General features: G+C 61.2%; 12 protein-coding genes. 2 read left to right on the top strand and 10 right to left on the bottom strand.

The annotated features are described in order from the left end of the window. Window positions 1-11 precede the first annotated feature (11 nt). From pstA to ACWHVV_RS06370, 4 genes are all read right to left on the bottom strand, one after another. Window positions 12-1,370, bottom strand: coding sequence for a phosphate ABC transporter permease PstA (gene pstA, locus ACWHVV_RS06385; RefSeq protein WP_447928588.1), 1,359 nt, complete (start codon window positions 1,368-1,370; stop codon window positions 12-14). 6 nt (window positions 1,371-1,376) lie between these two features. Continuing rightward, window positions 1,377-2,756 (bottom strand): phosphate ABC transporter permease subunit PstC, encoded by a 1,380-nt coding sequence (gene pstC / locus ACWHVV_RS06380; RefSeq protein WP_447928587.1) that lies wholly within the window; start codon window positions 2,754-2,756, stop codon window positions 1,377-1,379. Between the two features lie 101 nt (window positions 2,757-2,857). Beyond that, on the bottom strand, window positions 2,858-3,874 hold the full coding sequence (locus tag ACWHVV_RS06375) for a substrate-binding domain-containing protein (protein WP_447928586.1): 1,017 nt from the start codon (window positions 3,872-3,874) through the stop codon (window positions 2,858-2,860). Between the two features lie 146 nt (window positions 3,875-4,020). Next, window positions 4,021-5,214: a multidrug effflux MFS transporter gene (locus tag ACWHVV_RS06370; RefSeq protein WP_447928585.1), complete on the bottom strand. Its 1,194-nt coding sequence runs from the start codon at window positions 5,212-5,214 to the stop codon at window positions 4,021-4,023. 169 nt (window positions 5,215-5,383) lie between these two features. Between ACWHVV_RS06370 and ACWHVV_RS06365 the strand changes: the two genes are divergently transcribed. Together ACWHVV_RS06365 and tal are read left to right on the top strand one after the other, a co-directional pair. Beyond that, on the top strand, window positions 5,384-7,027 hold the full coding sequence (locus ACWHVV_RS06365; RefSeq protein WP_447928584.1) for a methyl-accepting chemotaxis protein: 1,644 nt from the start codon (window positions 5,384-5,386) through the stop codon (window positions 7,025-7,027). Window positions 7,028-7,055: 28 nt separating this feature from the next. After that, window positions 7,056-7,994, top strand: coding sequence for a transaldolase (tal, locus tag ACWHVV_RS06360; protein ID WP_447528317.1), 939 nt, complete (start codon window positions 7,056-7,058; stop codon window positions 7,992-7,994). 78 nt (window positions 7,995-8,072) lie between these two features. On the opposite strand, the gene ACWHVV_RS06355 is transcribed toward tal, so the two are convergent. The 6 genes from ACWHVV_RS06355 to ACWHVV_RS06330 form a co-directional block, all read right to left on the bottom strand. Beyond that, window positions 8,073-8,582, bottom strand: a complete 510-nt coding sequence (locus ACWHVV_RS06355) for an STAS domain-containing protein (protein ID WP_447928583.1) — start codon at window positions 8,580-8,582, stop codon at window positions 8,073-8,075. After that, entirely contained in the window at window positions 8,572-9,765 is a 1,194-nt protein-coding gene (locus tag ACWHVV_RS06350) for a PP2C family protein-serine/threonine phosphatase (RefSeq protein ID WP_447928582.1), read from the bottom strand. Before ACWHVV_RS06350 ends, ACWHVV_RS06355 begins: the two co-directional genes overlap by 11 nt. Before the next feature lie 8 nt (window positions 9,766-9,773). Beyond that, on the bottom strand, window positions 9,774-10,574 hold the full coding sequence (locus ACWHVV_RS06345; protein ID WP_447895609.1) for an MlaA family lipoprotein: 801 nt from the start codon (window positions 10,572-10,574) through the stop codon (window positions 9,774-9,776). Window positions 10,575-10,623: 49 nt separating this feature from the next. Next, window positions 10,624-11,745: a beta-ketoacyl-ACP synthase III gene (locus tag ACWHVV_RS06340; protein WP_447928581.1), complete on the bottom strand. Its 1,122-nt coding sequence runs from the start codon at window positions 11,743-11,745 to the stop codon at window positions 10,624-10,626. Window positions 11,746-11,792: 47 nt separating this feature from the next. Beyond that, complete coding sequence (hrpA, locus tag ACWHVV_RS06335) at window positions 11,793-15,794, bottom strand: ATP-dependent RNA helicase HrpA (RefSeq protein ID WP_447928580.1); 4,002 nt, start codon at window positions 15,792-15,794, stop codon at window positions 11,793-11,795. Between the two features lie 106 nt (window positions 15,795-15,900). Then, window positions 15,901-17,589 carry an AMP-binding protein gene (locus ACWHVV_RS06330; RefSeq protein WP_447928579.1) on the bottom strand — a complete coding sequence of 563 codons (1,689 nt, stop codon included), beginning with the start codon at window positions 17,587-17,589 and terminating at the stop codon, window positions 15,901-15,903. Between the last annotated feature and the right edge of the window lie 26 nt (window positions 17,590-17,615).

Raw genomic sequence — 17,615 nt, 5'->3', positions numbered from 1 at the left:
GAAGTATCCACTTACCACCTCGTCTCTAATTTTTTACGCAGCCAGATGGCCAGCCCGTTCAAGCTGAGCATCAGGCCCAATAACACAATAATGGCAGCGGAGGTCCGCGCTTCAAAGAAGTTGCGCAGCTCATTGCCCTGCCATAGATAAATCTGCACCGGCAGCGCGGTGGACTGATCCATGGGCGAGCCTGGCACGTTGGCCACGAACGCATTCATGCCGATCAGCAAAAGCGGCGCGGTTTCACCCAGCGCCTGGGCCACGCCAAGAATGGAGCCGGTCAAAATACCCGGCAGCGCCAGCGGCAACACGTGATGAAACACCGTCTGCACGCGGGACGCGCCGATACCGAGTGCGGCCTGGCGAATCGAGGGCGGAATCGAGCGCAGCGAAGCGCGGGTGGCAATGATGATCGTCGGCAGCGTCATCAGCGTGAGCACCAGCCCCCCCACCAGCGGCGCCGAAAGCGGTAGACGCAGGTAGCCGATGAAGATCGAGGCACCAAGCAGGCCGAACACGATCGAGGGCACCGCCGCCAGATTGTTGATGTTGATCTCGATGAGATCGGTCAGGCGATTTTTGGGCGCAAATTCCTCAAGGTAGATCGCGCTCGACACGCCGATCGGCACCGACAGCGAAATCACCACCATCATCATGAACAGCGACCCCATGAAGGCCCCGGCCAGGCCCGCCGAGGCCAGCGAGCTGCGTGAATCGGTATTCATGAAAAGCGAGGTGCTGAACGACTGGCGCAGTACGTCTACTTCCTGAAGCCGATCGATCCACGTGCGGGTTTGCGCAGTAAGCTGCTGGCGAGCATCCGGCAGGTCGCGGTCGATATTGCCCTTCACCCACACATCCACATTGGCGCCGGCCAGCATCTTGAGCGTAACGGTCTCGCCCAGAAGGGATGGGTCCTCGATAAAGCGGTCGCGCAGGGCGTAGCGCTCACCGGAGGCGACCAGCGCGCGAAGGTTGCGTAGCTGGCTCGACTCGACCTCCTCGCCTAGCGCCCGCTCCAGCGAGGCATCGATCAACGACTGCCAGTTGATGAGCCCCGCCTGGGTCATCCACTGGGTCGTACGCTCTTCGAACTCGAAAAGCGTCTCATCGCTTTGGCGCTCGGGCTGAGGGGGAAGATCGATCACGTCGGGATCGAAATAGATCTCGGTATAAAGCGTTGCCTGCCAAAAAGCGGGGATACCCTTGGTCAGAATACTGGCGAACAGGATAGTAACCAACGTAAGGCCCGCCAATACCGCCGCTAGCCCCATGCGCCGAAACCCGTTTTCCTTACGGTGGCGTTTCGAAAGCGACTTCTCAATCGTCTCAAGCCGATGCTGTCGGCGCTGTTCAATCGATATAGACATGGTCACTTACTCGTATTGCTGGCGATATTTGCGCACCACGACCAGTGCGATGACGTTCAAACCCAGTGTGATCACAAAAAGCGTCAAGCCGAGCGCGAAGGCGACCAGCGATTGCGGGCTGGCAAAATCCATATCACCGGTCAGCTGATTGACGATCGTCACGGTAATGGTCGACACCGCCTCGAACGGGTTGGCGTGCAACACCGGATTGTTACCCGCCGCCAGCACCACGATCATGGTTTCACCGATCGCCCGGCTAGCCGCCAGCAAAAACGCCCCGACGATGCCAGGTAGCGCCGCAGGCAACACCACCTGACGAATGGTTTCCGACTTGGTCGCGCCAAGGCCCAGCGCGCCATCGCGCAGCGACTTGGGCACCTGGGTGATGATGTCGTCGGAAAGCGACGAGACGAACGGGATGATCATGATGCCCATGGCGATACCCGCGGTCATGGCGCTGGTGGTGCGAATATTGATCCCTACGAAATCGCCGAGCATCGAAAGAAACGGACCGATAACGGTCAGCGCGAAAAAGCCGTACACGATCGTCGGAATACCCGCCAAAATCTCGATGACCGGCTTGGCGATGCTTCTGAGCCAGGGCGAGGCGTACTCGGCCATATAAATCGCGGTCATCAACCCGACGGGGATCGCCACCAACAGCGCGATGGCGCTGACCATGAGCGTGCCCCAAAGAAGCGGTAACAGGCCGAACTCGCCCTGCCCGCTCGAGCCTGCGGTGCTAAAACGCGGGTTCCAGACGGTGCCAAAAAAGAAGTCCGCCGGGTGAATGAAACTGAAAAAGCGCAGCGCCTCACCCAACATCGAAAGCACGATGCCGATGGTGGTACAAATGGCGACGGCCGAGCTCGCGGCCAGGGCAATGGTAATGACGCGCTCGACCTGGTTACGGGCCCGCCAGGTCGGCGAAATGCGCCGGCGCGCAAACACCAGCCCCGCCACGGCGAGTACCGCCATCACGGCGACCAGCGCGATATTTTCGAGGGTAGTCAGCCGCGACATATGGGCCGCTGCCGCTACTTCTTCGGGGCTTCCCCCACCGGATACACCGCGGCCTTCGGCAAGCGCGGTAATACGGCGCATCAATGTCTGCTGCTCCCTATCGCTCAAGGAAGCCACTAAATCCGTCGGCAGCTGCTGGGTCACCAGCATATCGATCAGTTGGGGTGCAAAAAACGACCACAATAGAAAAATGACCAGTGCGGGAAGACCGCACCAGAGTGCGACCAGCGTGCCGTAATACCCTGGGCGTGAGTGCAATCGCACATCGTGGCTGGACGCCACCGCGCGGCTGCGCGTCAATCCCAGGTGATATGCCAAGGCCATCAGCATGAGAAGCGTGGCGATCAAGGCAAGATTGCTCATTATGTCTTCGCCTTTTACTTTCTACGTTTAAACGCCGGCATCAACCAGGTTGATGCCGGCGCGATCTGTTACTTAATTCACCAATGTAATCAGGCGCAGGATTACTCGGCGCTTACCACGGTACGCGACTCGAACTGCTCGAGCGCTTCAGCACGCTCGTCTTCGTCCATCGGGATCAGGCCAGCGTCTTCCAGCGGGCTTCCGTAGCCAGAGGTCATGTCGTTGAGGAAGAACTCGGTGTACTCGGCCAGGCCCGGGATAACGTCCAGGTGCTCGCCTTTCACGTAGAAGAACAGCGGACGCGATACCGGGTACTCGCCGGAACCGATGGTTTCCAGGCTCGGCTCGATGCCGTCCATGGTCGCGACTTGCAAGCGGTCGCGGTTCTGGTCGTAGAAGCTCAGACCGAAGACGCCCACGGCGTTCTCCTGGGCGTCGAGGCGCGCCAGAGTTTCGGTGTAGTCGCCGGCGATTTCGACGATACGGCCGTCACCGCGCAGGTTGTTGCAGGCGTCTTCTTCCACTTCGGCAACGGTTTCGCAGCCAGCGTGCAGCACGCGCTCTTCGAACACTTCGCGGGTGCCGTGGTTGGAGGCCGGAATGACCAGAGTGATTTCCTGATCCGGCAGGCTATCGTCGATGTCGGACCAGTTGGTGTAGGGGTTGTCGACCAGCTCGCCGTCCTGGGAAATCTGCGCGGCGGCGGCCTTGAAGACGAACTCCGGCGTCAGCTCGAACTCGTTTTGGTCAAGGCGCGAAGCGAATACGATACCGTCGTAGCCGAATTTCACTTCAAGAATTTCGTTGACGCCGTTTTCGCCACAGCTTTCGACTTCGCTCGAGCGAATGGGCCGCGAGGCATTGGCGATATCGATGGTGTTTTCACCCACGCCCTGGCAGAACTGACGCAGGCCGCCGCTCGAGCCGCCGGAGCCAACCACCGGGGTGTTGAACTGGGAGTAGGTGTTGCCGAACTCTTCCGCGACGATACTGGCGAACGGCAGTACGGTCGAAGAGCCCGCAATTTGAATGGTATCGCGGGCCAGGGCGGCGGTGGATACGCCGGCGCCCAGAGCGGCTACTACGGCAACACTTAGCGTCTTCTTGGTTACATTCATCGTCGCGTTCCCCTTGGGTGTGAAATCCAGCGTAAGGCTGGAAGCAGTGGCCTTAAGGCCTTCAACACCGAGGAGTCTGCCGCGCTTTGGTTGCAGTTATATGACAGCAGCACGCGAACGGGTAATTTTTTGCGCCACCTTACCGCTCATTCGAGGCCACTTTTAACCGGCTTCGGCGTCAGCAGCCGCACACCCACGTTACCCATCAGCGCCACCGAGAGCATGGTCAGCACCATGGGCCATAAATGCTCGACCTCGAAAAGCCCTACCATGATGCCGGCAAGCGCTCCGCAGCTGAACTGAATACCGCCCAAAAGCGCGGTGGCGGTAGCACTCATATGGCCGAAGTGATCCAGAAGCGATGAGATCGCATTCGGCGTAATCAGCCCGATCATACCGGTGAACATCATGATCAAGGGCACTACCACGAACAGCGAGGCCTGGCCCAAAGCGGTAGCCAGCACGAGCCCGGTGGCTGCGACGAGCTGCACGGCCAGCCCCAAACGCAGGTTCTGCTGGGGCGTGCGGTAGCGCAAAAGGTGAATATTGACCCGATTGGAGAGCGCGATCACCACCACATTCACCCCGAACACCAAAGGGTAGATACCCGGCGACAGTGCGAAATACTCCAGATAAAGAAACGGCGAGGCGGTGACGAACGCAAAAAGTCCGGCAAACGAAGCGGCGACGGCGCAGATATAGCCCATGCCCTCGCGGTGGCGTAAAACGCTTGCGTAGTTGCCAAGCACCTGGCGCGGCGAAGCGGCGGGCAGCGACATATCCCGGGTTTCGGGCAGTTTGCTGCCCAAAAGCCAGAGCAAAAATCCGGCGTAGACCGCCAGAAACACGAAGATCAGCCACCACCCCGCTACGTGCAAAAGCAGGCTGCCCACCGCCGGGGCCACCAACGGGGCGAGCATCATGATCATTGCCATGGTCGACATCACCTTCGCCGCCTCCCGCCCGCTAAAGCAGTCGCGCACGATGGCGGCGGAGTTGACCACGCAGGCCCCACCCCCCAGCGCCTGAATAAAGCGCCAGGTCAAAAGCGAAGACAGGCTATCCGCGGTGGTGATCATAAGACTTGCCAGCATGAACACGACCAGTCCACCCAGCAGTACCGGCTTGCGCCCTACCCGGTCGGAAAGCGGTCCAAAGCAGAGCTGGCCGATGGCAAACCCCAGCAGAAAAACGCTGATGGAGAGCTCGGTGCGGTGAATACTGGCGCCGATGTCGTCGGCCAGCATACCGATAGCGGGTAGATACGCATCGATGGCAAAAGGGGCCAGCGCGGTATTGGCGGCGACCAGTAGCGCCACTCGACGGGAAGTGAGTTGCATGATTGTCTCTTTTGTCGAATCGATTGCGGTGTCGTTCAGGGCCTGTAAGTGGCCATTGAGCCTGGCCATGATACAACACCGCTGCCTTTTAAGAGGTGAAAGTCGAAAAACTGCAACAAATGACGCTTAACCTTGGGGCAACTCTAGCTACGTGTGACCCGAGGGCACCATGACGTTCCAATCGCTTCAACATGTTTCACTGCGCACGCTGGCCGCCGCGGCGCTTTCGCTGATGACGCTGTGCATCCTGGCCTTTGCGCTGCTCACCTGGAGCGTCATACAACAGAGTCAGCAGGATTTAACGCTACTTGAGCGCGTCAACGTACAGCAGGCCTCGTCGCTCAACCGGCTGCACATCGCAGGCCTTGAAGGCCTGCACCGCCTGGACCGGGCGCTGGAGCGCCAACTGCGCCCATCGCTTGGCGACCCATTGGAAGCGTTGGAAGCCGTGGAGCGCGAACTCGACGAAATGACAAGCGCCCTGGCGGCGTTTCTTTTGGCGACTGACGGCGAGCCCGGGCGCGCCGACATCGAAGCCGGCGCCAGCGCCCTGATCACTGCCATGAGCCGCCAGCTCGACGCGGTGCGCGCCGGTGACCGGGCCGGCTACCGCCAACTAACCGCCGAGGCGCTAACACTGAGTCAGGCGTTTACCGGGCAAGCTCGGGCGTTTTACCAGCGGGCGGATCAGCAAGGCACGACCCTGCTCGCTCGCGCCCAGGCACGTGCCCACATGATCGGCCAGGGGCTGATCGCCGGCATCGCGGCGGCGGTGGCGCTATTGACCCTCATCGCCTATATCGGCCAGCGCTACTGCCTGCGCCCGATCAAATCGCTGGTGACCCACTTTCGCAGGCTGGCCCAGGGCGACCTGGCCACCGAAATAGCAAGCCCCGGGCGCAATGAGATCGGCCAGCTCTATAGCGAGCTCGACACCATGCGCTGCGCCTTTACCGATACCATCGCCAATCTGCACGAACAGAGCAGCGCGATGTTCGAAAGCGCCCAGCGCCTGGCCCTGGGCAACGAGGATCTAACCGTTCGCACCAAGGCGCAGCACGCGTTTCACCGAACCACCACGAACAACCTGGAAGAGCTCACCACGCATACCGCTTCTACCGCCGCCTACGCCACCGAAGCCGCCACGCTCACCACCACCGCCAATGATCAAACGGCCCAGGGGAGTGTGGTGATGGACGATTTTCTGGCGACCATGGAGCGTATTCATGAAAGCGCCAGGCAAGTGGACGGCATCGTCAGTACGATCGATGCCATCGCCTTTCAAACCAACATTCTCGCGCTGAATGCCTCGGTCGAGGCGGCCCGGGCCGGCACCGAGGGCAAAGGGTTCGCCGTGGTCGCCGCAGAAGTACGCACGCTGGCCACCCGCAGCGCCGACGCCGCGGCGCAGATCAAAACGCTGCTGAACGACTCCAACCGCCAGGTGCAGCACGGCCACTCGCTTTCAAGCCAGGCAAGCGACACCATGCGCGGCATCGCCGAGACCACCGAGAAGACCAACGACTTGATGGCGCATATCGCCAAGGCGGCCGAAGAGCAGCACCGCCATATCGAAACGCTGAACGCCACGCTTGCAGAGCAGACCCAGGTCAACCAGGCCAACGGCGACCAGGTAGAAAGCAGCGCCCGGGATGCCATGGCGCTCGAGAAAATTGCCGAGCAGCTTCGCGAGGCCGCCAACCGCTTCAAAATCGACGCCGCCGCACCGCCCGCTTATACCTGGCAGCACGACCCGGCGCACCGCGTATCCCGTCAGGATAATATCCACAGCCCGGAAGCCTTGCTAGAGTAGAGGTCATTCAATACAAAAAGGAGGCCTCATGAGTAATAGCTTACTGGCGCAGCTAAAAGAGATGACCAAGGTGGTGGCGGACACCGGCGATCTGGAAACGATTCGCCGCTTTCGTCCGCAAGACGCCACGACCAACCCTTCGCTGATCCTGCAGGCCGCTCAGCAGGAGGACCGTCGCGCGCGGCTGGCCGCGATCGCTAAAGAAAGCGCCGATATCGACGAGGCGGTGGACCGGGTAGCGGTGGATATCGGCTGCGAGATCAGTGAACTGGTGCCGGGCTACGTCTCCACCGAGGTTAGCTCGCGGCTCTCGTTTGATCGCGATGCGACCATTGCCAAGGCCCACTCGCTGATCGAGCGCTACGCACGCCAGGGGGTACCGGCGGAGCGTATTCTGATCAAGACCGCCTCGACCTGGGAAGGCATCCAGGCCGCCCGTCAGCTCGAGCGCGACGGCATTCGCACCAACCTGACGCTTTTGTTCGGCTTCGCCCAGGCACAGGCCTGCGCCGACGCCGGTGCCACGCTGATCTCGCCCTTCGTGGGGCGGATTCTGGACTGGCACAAGGCGCAAACCCCGGACGGCGATTTCAGCGGCGACAACGACCCGGGCGTGGCCTCGGTCAAGCGCATCTATGAGTACTACAAGGCCCAGGGCTACGCCACCATCGTGATGGGCGCAAGCTTTCGTAACGTCGACGAAATCAAGTCGCTGGCCGGGTGCGATCGCCTGACCATTTCACCGGCGCTTTTGAACGAGCTCGATGAACAACACGGCGAGCTTACCCGCAAGCTTACGCCGCAAAGCGCCAGCAGCGAGGCGAAGCCACCGCTTAGCGAGGCGGACTTTCGCTGGGAAACGAACGTGGATGAGATGACCCACGACAAGCTTGCCGAAGGAATTCGCAAGTTCATGGCCGACCAGAAAAAACTCGAAGCGCTTTTGGCGGATCTTCGCCAACAATGAACGCGCTCGCTTAACGCCAAAAGCCCCGACCGCTCGATGAGCGACCGGGGCTTTTTTTAAAGTCTTACGTATACGCGCCTAGTGAACCGGCGAGTCCTGAGACTCGAGCATCTCGACCAGCGGCTGGAACTGCTCGCGGTTATGCTCGTTCATGTGCATCAGAATACGGTGCGCTTCGAGGATCCGGTCGCGCAAGCCCTCTTCGTCCGAGGGGATTTCGGGAAGCTCGGTCAGGGAGGCTTCCAGGCCTGGCTGCAGCGGCGCGTCGATCAACGTGAAAAAGCGGTTGAAGCCCATCACGTCGAGCATTTTCTGGATATCCGGGTTGTTGGCGATGATCGTCGGTAAGTGATCGAGGCGCCCTTTCACCGCCATCGCCACCTTGGCCAAAAAACCCAGCGCGCTAGAGTCGACGTTGGTCGCCTCGCGCAGGTCGATCATCACCGCCTCGAGTCCCGGTGTGTCCGCCAGGCGCTGAGCCTGAACGTCGAGCGTGGCACAGAGCGTAAGACGCACGTCGCCACAGAGCTTCAAGATAAAAACACCGGAATCGAACGCCGCTTTGATACGGCCTTCCTCAATCAGCATGACCAAATCCGCTCACCATCATGATTGTCAGGTCGTCGGGTAAAGCGTCGCGGTCCTGGCCCTGTTCATCTGCCGCCTCCCCTTCCATCAACAGGGCGTTGGTCTGAACGAGCCGGTCGCGCAACTGCTCAAGTGTGCCACTCTCACTTATTAATTGCTCAAGTTCCGTGAGCCGCGTGTCGAGCGTTTTACCCGGCAAGCATTCCAATACGCCGTCCGAACAGAGCCACAGGCGAAAGTCAGACGGGAGTTCGCAGGCGAGCGACGGATACTCGATGTCGGGGAAAAGCCCCACCGGCATCCCTTCGCCCTCAAGGCGCACCAGGCGGTTGCCGGCCACCAAAAGCGGCATCGGCAGCTGTGCGCCGAGCGAATAGTGAAGGGTCTTTGTCTCCCGGTCAATCACCCCGACGAAAAGGGTCGCGTGCTTGCCGATGTCGGTATCCTGAAGCTCACGGTTGAGTGCGGCAAGCGACCTGGCGGCCAGGTGCTCGGGGTTTTGCCCGTCCCACTCGTTGAGCCAGCGATTAAACAAGTACTTAAGCAGCACCGTCACGAACGCCGATGAGGCGCCGTGGCCGGAAACGTCGGCGAAATAGAAGGCGCTGAAGCGCTCGTTGTAGCGTTGGTAGTCGAGAAAATCACCGGATAAATAAAGTGACGGCGCGAACCAGTAGTCAAAGCGCGCTCCGTTGATGATCTTCGGGTGTACCGGCAGCAAGCGCCGTTGAATGTGTCCGCCGCTTTGCTGGTCCATGCGCAAAAGCGCCAGATGCGTTTCCAGACTCTCGTTGAGCTCCTCGAGCCTGCGACGGTCACGTTCGCGCTCGCGGGCCAGCGCCTGTAGCTCGACCGCTTTGCGGATCATGCGCCGCAGCAGTTCGCTGTGACGCAAAGGGTCCACGACGTGATCCAGCAATCCGCTATCCACCGCCTGGAAAAGCTCGGCGTCCTCGCGGGAGTCGCTGACCACCAGTGTGGGCACCCGCGCCGCCAAAAGCGCCCACTGATCCCGCGGCACCACGCCGGCCCGAGCAACCACCAGCGCGGTGTCCGCCGGTAAGCGTTCGATATCGTCCGCGGCCAGCACCGCCATATCGTGGCAGGTAATTGCACGGGTCAGCGCATCGCGCTCGGCGCCGGGCACATCGATGACCGCGATCAGATATTTGGAAGAATCCATATCAAGTCTCAATCGGCGAAATCGTCGTCACCAAAATCGGCATCGTCAAAGTCTGCATCATCGAACTCGAAACTATCCATCGCAAAGGGGTCGTCGCCCAACTCCCCGTCGTTGATCAAAAACTGGCGGCGCTGAAGGTAGGCATCACGAATGAACTGGTAGCGGTCGCCGCTGATCAGCGACTCCTGATCCAGCAACCCGGCGCGAGTATCGACGATATTCAGTGCCGCAAGGCTGATACGCACCGCGTCGTCCTCGACGTAGGTGTTCGGGTATGCGGCCAGATCCGCCGGCAAGCCGGTGGAGTCACGCAGGGTGCTCGGGCCCAGAAGCGGCAGCACCAGGTAGCGGGAATCTTGCCAGCCCCATACGGCCAGTGTCTGGCCGAAATCTTCCTCGTCGGCGGTAATTTCCATATGCGTGGCATAATCGAGAAGCCCCGCGATACCCACCGTCGAATTGATCAAAAAGCGTGAGGTGGCAAGGCCGGCGTTGGCGGGCTTGCCCTGCAAGATACTGTTGAGCGCGGTGCGGATCTCGCCCAAATTCGAGAAGAAGTTACCCACGCCGGTCTGCACCGGGTCCGGTGTCACGGTGCGATACCCGGAGGCGACCGGCTTCAGCGCGTAGCGATCCAGCACGTCGTTGAAGGCGAATACCCGGCGGTTGAAGCCCTCCCAGGGGTCGTCCGGGTTCGCTGGCTGCGACGTGCCGGTACTCGCGCAGCCTGACATACCCAGCGTCAGCAGCATGACCGGCAATACTCCTTTAAGCGCCTTGCCTTTAGACGCAGCTAATAACCCTGGCATGATGATTCCCTCGTTTTAGGTATGTCCTTTTGATGGACGACGCCGCGCCTTACTGGCAGCGCAGCACGACGTTCCCGGCGCTATAACCCGCTCCAAAGGAGCAGATCAGCCCGATATCGCCGGCTACCAGATCCTCGCGATGCAGATGAAACGCGATGATGGAGCCGGCAGAGCTTGTATTAGCGTAGCGATCGAGAATGATCGGCGCCTGGCTTTCGTCTGGCTCGAACCCGAGTACCTTACGGGCAATCAGGTCGTTCATGTGCTGATTGGCCTGATGGAGCCACATCCGTTTGACGTCGTCGCCGGAGAGCTCGAGCGCTTGTAGGTGCGAGACGATGAGTTTGGCGACCATCGGGCACACTTCCTTGAACACGCGCCGCCCTTCCTGGACGAACAACTTGTCCAGTCCCATCGGGTCGCTGTCGGTAACGCGGTTCAAAAAGCCTGAGTTGTTACGAATGGCGTTGGAGAACTGGGTCACCAGGCGCGTGCCGAGTATCTCGAAGCGCTGTTCGGCCACGGCGAGTTCGCTTTGCTCGAGCACCACCGCCGTGCACGCATCGCCAAAGATGAAGTGGCTGTCGCGGTCGGTGAAATTCAGGTGCGCCGAGCAGATTTCCGGGCTGATCACCAGCGCCCGCTTGACGCTTTGGGCGGCGATGGCGTTCGCCGCGGTTTCGATCGCAAAGGTGGCGGAACTGCACGCCACGTTCATGTCGAACCCGTAGCCCGAGGTTCCCAGCGCCTGCTGCACCTCCACCGCTACCGCCGGGTAGGCGCGCTCCAGATTCGAGCAGGCAACGATGACCAGTTCAATGTCCTCGGGGGCGACCCGGGCCATTTCGAGCGCCTGACGAGCGGCAGATACTGCCATCTCGCACTGAATCGAGGGCTCGTCGTTACTTCGCTCGGGAAGATTCGGACGCATGCGCTCGGGGTCCAGAATGCCCTCGGCGTTCAGCACGTAACGGCTTTTGATGCCCGAGGCCTTCTCGATGAACTCGCTGCTCGAGTAGGCGAGCGGTGCGCGGCTACCGGACTGAATCTCATCGGTAAAGCGTGCGTTGTGATCGTCAACGTAGGTATTGAACGCCGCCACCAGGGCTTCGTTGTCGATGGCGTGTTCCGGCGTATAAAGCCCCGTACCGGTAATCACCACGTCATTCATGTGTACTCTCCTTTAGCGGCCTTGAGCGGCACGTATGGCTAAGCGCCTCAAAGGCGCGTGATTTCTTCCCAGTGCTTTTCAAGGCGCTTGACCGAGACGGGCATTTTAGTGCCCAACTGTTGGGCAAAAAGCGACACACGAAGCTCCTGAATCCACCAGCCGAAGGCGACCAGCGCCGGGTCTTCGACCTGGCCGCGGCGCTCGCTTTCGCGCCGGGCGTCGAAGCGCGCCTCCAGCGCCTGAACGTCCTTCATCATCATCTGGTCGCGCCCGCGCTCCCGCGCGGCTTTTTCAAGACGAATCAGCGCGGCTTCGAAATAACGAGGGTACTCCGAAAGCCACTCGCCCGCATCACGGATGAAGCCAGGATAGACCAAACGCTGCATCTGTGCGCGCACATCGCTGTAAACCAGCGCCAGGGCGAAGTTCAAATTCCCCTTGAGCTGCTTGGCAAGCTCCAGATGGCCTTTTAACGCCGCCTCGACATCGCTTAAAAGCGCCTTGGCGTGATCGACCAGGGCGGTGTCTACCTGGGCGAGCCGCGCGTCGAGTTCCCCCGCCGAGCGCGGCAGCGGCGCCGTCGCGACCACCTGGGTAAATACCGCCAGCAACACATCGGCTATGAACGCCTGCTTGCTGCCCACGTTGGTAAACAGCAGCGCGCACTTCTCGAGCGCCGGTAACGCTTTGATCGCCTTGACCTGATCCGGACATTGGGTAATGGCCAGCCGTGCCACGCCCTCGCGGTGGGCGGCCTCTGCCTTCGCCGGGTGATCGAATAGCGCGACCTTGAACGCTTCACCTTCATGAGTCAATGCCGGGTAGGCTTCCACGCGAATACCGGCCTGGGTGGTGACTTTCGAGGCCGGAAGCGGCGCCTCGGGCAGCGCGTCGAGCGTTGGCGCCTGGCTTGCCTCTTTGGCCAACGCCTGGGCGCCCAGGCTTGCCGCCTGCTCGAAGCGTTTTTCCAGCGCACGTACATCGCGCCCTTGGCCAAGCTGGTGACCGGCGTGGTCGACCACGCGCACGTTCATCACCAGGTGCGCCTCGAGCTGGTCCAGCCGCCAGTCGTCCGGATGGACCCGGGTACCGGTGCGCCGGCGCAGAAACTCGCCCAAGGCCTCGGTCAGCGGACGCTCGTTGGGCGTCAGCACGTGTAGCGCGGCGTCGACCCAGTCCGGAATCGGCACCACCTGGCGGCGAATGCTCTTGGGCAGCGATTTCAAAAGCGCTATGCACTTTTCGCGCAAAAGCCCGGGCACCAACCACTCCAAAGCGCTGACCGGCAGCTGCGAAAGCATGGCGGCGGGCACGGTGAGCGTAACGCCGTCGTCCTCGGCCTGGGGCTCGAAGTGATAGCTCACCGGGTAGGCCACGCCGCCAAGCGTCAGGTAATCCGGATATTGGGCACGGGTGACGTCCTCGGCCTCCCGCGCCTTGAGCGTTTCGATATCGAACTTTAAAAGATCCGGGGCCTCGCGCTCGGCCTGCTTGCGCCAGTGCTCGAAGCCCTTGCCGTTGACGACATCGCCTGGAATGCGTTCGTCGTAAAAGGCGTAAAGCGTTTCTTCATCGACCAGAATGTCGCGGCGGCGGGCGCGGTCCTCGAGCGCCTCGACCTCGTCGACCAGCGCCCGGTTGTGGGCGAAGAACGCGCCTTTGGTCTGAAAATCCCCCTCGACCAGCGCCCGGCGAATGAAAATATCCCGGGACTCCTTGGGGTCGATGGCGCCAAAATTGACCCGCCGACGGGCAACGATGGGCAGGCCAAACAGCGTCACCTGCTCGAAGGCCACGACCTGGGCGCGCTTCATTTCCCAGTGGGGCTCGCTGTAGCTTCGTTTGACCAGATGCTCGGCCTGGGGCTCGATCCAGGCCGGATCGATTTTCGCCACCGTGCGGGCGTAGAGCTTGGTGGTTTCGACCAGCTCGAACGCCATCACCCACTTGGGCGTTTTTTTCGCAAGCCCGGAGCCCGGGTGAATGAAGAACTTGCGGTTGCGCGCCCCCAGGTACTCGCGATTTTCCGTAAGGTTACCCAAATTCGATAAAAGCCCGGAGAGCAGCGCCTGGTGCAGCTTGCCGGAGGTTTTGCGCCGCGCCTGGCGTGCCTCTTCCTCGCTTTCGTCTTCATTGGCCGGCAAAGGCCCGGGCACTTCGATGTCCATATCGCGCAAGAGCTGCCTAAGCTGGCGGAAGGTGTCGTGCCACTCGCGCATGCGCAGATAATTGACGTAGTGCTCACGACACCAGCGGCGCATCTGGCTGTTCGAAAGCGATCCGCGAGCGTTTTCGATGCCGTGCCACAAGTTCAAGAGTGCGACGAAGTCGGAATCCGGGTCGTGCCAGCGCTGATGGGCCTGGTCTGCGGCCTGGCGTTTGTCCGCCGGGCGCTCCCGGGGGTCTTGTATCGCCAGCGCCGAGACCACCACCAGCACATCGCGAAGGCTTTGTCGCTCGGCACCCTCGAGCACCATGCGCGCAAGCCGCGGGTCGATGGGCAGCCGCGCGAGCTTGCGCCCCAGTTCGCTGATCTGCTCTTTTTGATCCACCGCGCCGAGCTCGAACAAAAGCCTAAAGCCGTCCTTGACGAAGCGGCTATCCGGCGGGTCGACGAAGGGAAAGGCCTCGATGTTGCCAAGCTTCAACGACAGCATCGAGAGGATGACCGAGGCGAGATTGGTTCGCTGGATTTCCGGGTCGGTGAACGCCGGGCGCGACAGAAAGTCCTCTTCGTCGTAAAGGCGAATGCACACGCCCTCGGCGATACGCCCGCAGCGACCCTTGCGCTGGTTGGCGCTTGCCTGGCTGATCGGCTCGATTGGCAGGCGCTGGATCTTCGCCCGGTAGCTATACCGGCTAATGCGTACAAGGCCCGGGTCGACCACGTAACGAATGCCGGGCACGGTCAGCGAGGTTTCCGCGACGTTGGTAGCCAGCACGATGCGCCGGCCGCGGTGCGGAGCGAACACCCGGTTTTGCTCCTCGTTGGAGAGCCGGGCGTAGAGCGGCAGAATTTCGGTGCCCTTGAAGTCCGCACGGCGCAGCGTGTCCGCGGTTTCGCGAATCTCGCGCTCACCGGGCAAAAAGATCAGCACGTCTCGCGGGCCGTGCAGCCACCCCTTCTCGCGCTCTAAAGTTTCGATCTCTTCAATCGCGCCCACGATGCCTTCTTGTAGCGTGCGGTCCTCTTCGTCGTCGTCGCTTCGCACCAGGGGGCGGTAAAGCACATCCACGTCGAAGGCGCGCCCGGAGACCTCGACCACCGGGGCCGGCGTGTCGTCGGTTGCAAAGTGCGCGGCAAAGCGCTCGACGTCGATGGTCGCCGAGGTGATGATCACCTTCAAATCCGGACGCTTGGGCAGCAGGCGTTTCAAGTAGCCGAGCAGAAAATCGATATTGAGGCTGCGTTCGTGCGCCTCGTCGATGATGATGGTGTCGTAGCGCCAGAGCATCGGGTCGTGCTGGGTTTCGGCCAGCAAAATACCGTCGGTCATGAGCTTGACCAGGGTGTTGGGCGCGCTTTGATCGGTAAAGCGCACCTGATAGCCCACCTGCTCGCCCAGGCTAACGTCGAGTTCCTCTGAAATCCGCGTGGCAACGCTGCGCGCGGCCAGCCGGCGCGGCTGGGTATGGCCAATCTGGCCGCGGCGCCCACGCCCAAGTTCCAGGCATATCTTGGGCAGCTGGGTCGTTTTACCCGAGCCGGTTTCGCCGGCCACCACGACCACCTGGTGGTCCCGAATGGCCTCGAGGATGTCCTCGCGGCGCTCGACTACGGGAAGACCCGGCGGATAGCTGATGGATACCGGCGTGGCGGCACGACTAGCCGCCAAGCGCTTGGCCTTGTCGACCTCGCGGCTGACCTCGTCGAGGCCGCGGCCGATCGGCTTGTTGTCACGCAGACGACGCTTGAGACCGCCAAGACGCCGTGCCAGGCGGTGGCTGTCGCGAAGGGTTACCTCGTCAAGCGCTCGCTCGAGCTGCGTCACCTGTTGGGCATCGGTCAAGGAGTGCGTCTCAGTGCTCACGTTAGGCTCAGATTCCATCCAAAAAATAAAAATTCGGCCCGCCAAAAAAGCGGGCCGAACAGTATAGCGCTTTCGGTTATGGGAGGGCTAACCCGGACGGGCGCCCTGCCCTTTTGGCTTACCCTCAGGCTTTCTCCTGCTCGCCTTCGCTGGAGGTCTCCTCGTCGCGCAGCTCGCGCCGCAATACCTTGCCCACGTTGGTCTTGGGCAGCTCGTCGCGAAACTCGATGTACTTGGGCACCTTGTAAGCGGTGAGCTCTTTTTTGCACCAGGCGCGCAGCGTTTGGGCGTCCAGGTCGCTGTTTTTGGAGACCACGAAGAGTTTGATCGCCTCGCCGGCATTCTCGTCCGGCACGCCCACTACCGCGGACTCGACGATATCCGGGTGGGTCGCGACCACGTCCTCGACCTCGTTGGGATAAACGTTGAAGCCCGACACCAGGATCATGTCCTTTTTACGATCGACGATGCGGATATAGCCATCGTCCTGGAGCACGGCGATATCGCCGGAATGGAACCAGCCGCCCGCATCAATCGACTTTTGGGTTTCGTCGTCGCGCTGCCAGTAGCCTTTCATGACCTGCGGGCCCTTGATACAAAGCTCGCCGGGCTCACCAAGCGCTACGTCGTGGCCGTCGGCATCGACCACCTTGACCGAGGTGCCGGCCACGGGTTTGCCGATGGTCCCCAACTGGATGGCGTCGGTGGGGTTGAAACTCACCACCGGCGAGGTTTCGGTCAGCCCGTAGCCTTCCGCCACCGGGCAGCCGGTCACCTCTTCCCACCGCTTGGCCGCGGCTTTGGTCAGCGCCATGCCGCCGGAAATGGTCAGCTTCAGCCGGGAGAAATCGAGCGCGCGGAAGTCATCACGCTGGCAAAGCGCGTTAAATAGCGTATTGAGCCCGATAAAGCTGGTGAATTTGAGCTTTTTGAGCTCCTTGACGAAAGCGGGCAGATCCCGCGGATTGGTGATCAGCACCGAATGGTTGCCGGTTTCCATCAAAAACAGGCAGTTCACCGTAAAGGTGTAGATGTGATAGACCGGCAGCGGCGCGATCACCAGCTCCTTGCCGTTTTCCAGGTGCGTACCGATCGCCATGCGCGCCTGGAGCATATTGGCGATCAGGTTGGTGTGGGTGAGCATCGCGCCTTTGGGCTGGCCGGTGGTGCCGCCGGTGTACTGCAGCGCGGCCACGTCGTCCGCAGTGCGCTTGACCGGGGTAAACTCACGGTTGGCGCCGGCCTTCATCACCTGGCGAAACCCGATCGCGCCCGGCAGGCGGTAGGTGGGTACCATCTTCTTGACGTACTTGACCACCGCGTTGACCACCCAGCGCTTGGGCGCGCCGTGAAGATCGGCAAGCTCGGTGACCACTACGTGGGAGATATCGGTTTTCTCCAGCACCTTGTCGAGCTTGTGCGCCATGTTGGCAAGAATGACGATGGCTTTGGCCCCGGCGTCCTTGAACTGGTGGGCCATTTCACGCTCGGTGTAGAGCGGGTTGGTATTGACCACCACCATCCCCGCCCGTAGCGCGCCGAACACGGCCACCGGGAACTGCAGTACGTTGGGCAGTTGAATGGCGATGCGATCGCCAGGCTCGAGATCGGTGTCGTTTTGAAGCCAGGCGGCAAACTGCTTCGAATAAGTATCCAGCTCGGCAAAGCTCAGGGTTTGGCCCATGCAGCTAAACGCCGGGTTGTCGCTGTAGCGCTCTACCGCGGTTTCAAAAACGTCAGTGATCGAATCGTATTGATCCAACCCTTCAAGCGCTGGGCCATGCAGCATAGGAGCATCGGCGTGTTCGCTCATGGGGCAATCTCCGCTATCCGTGTCGA

It is taken from the genome of Vreelandella sp. EE27 (assembly GCF_968206495.1).
This window is presented reverse-complemented; position numbering and strand designations above follow the sequence as displayed.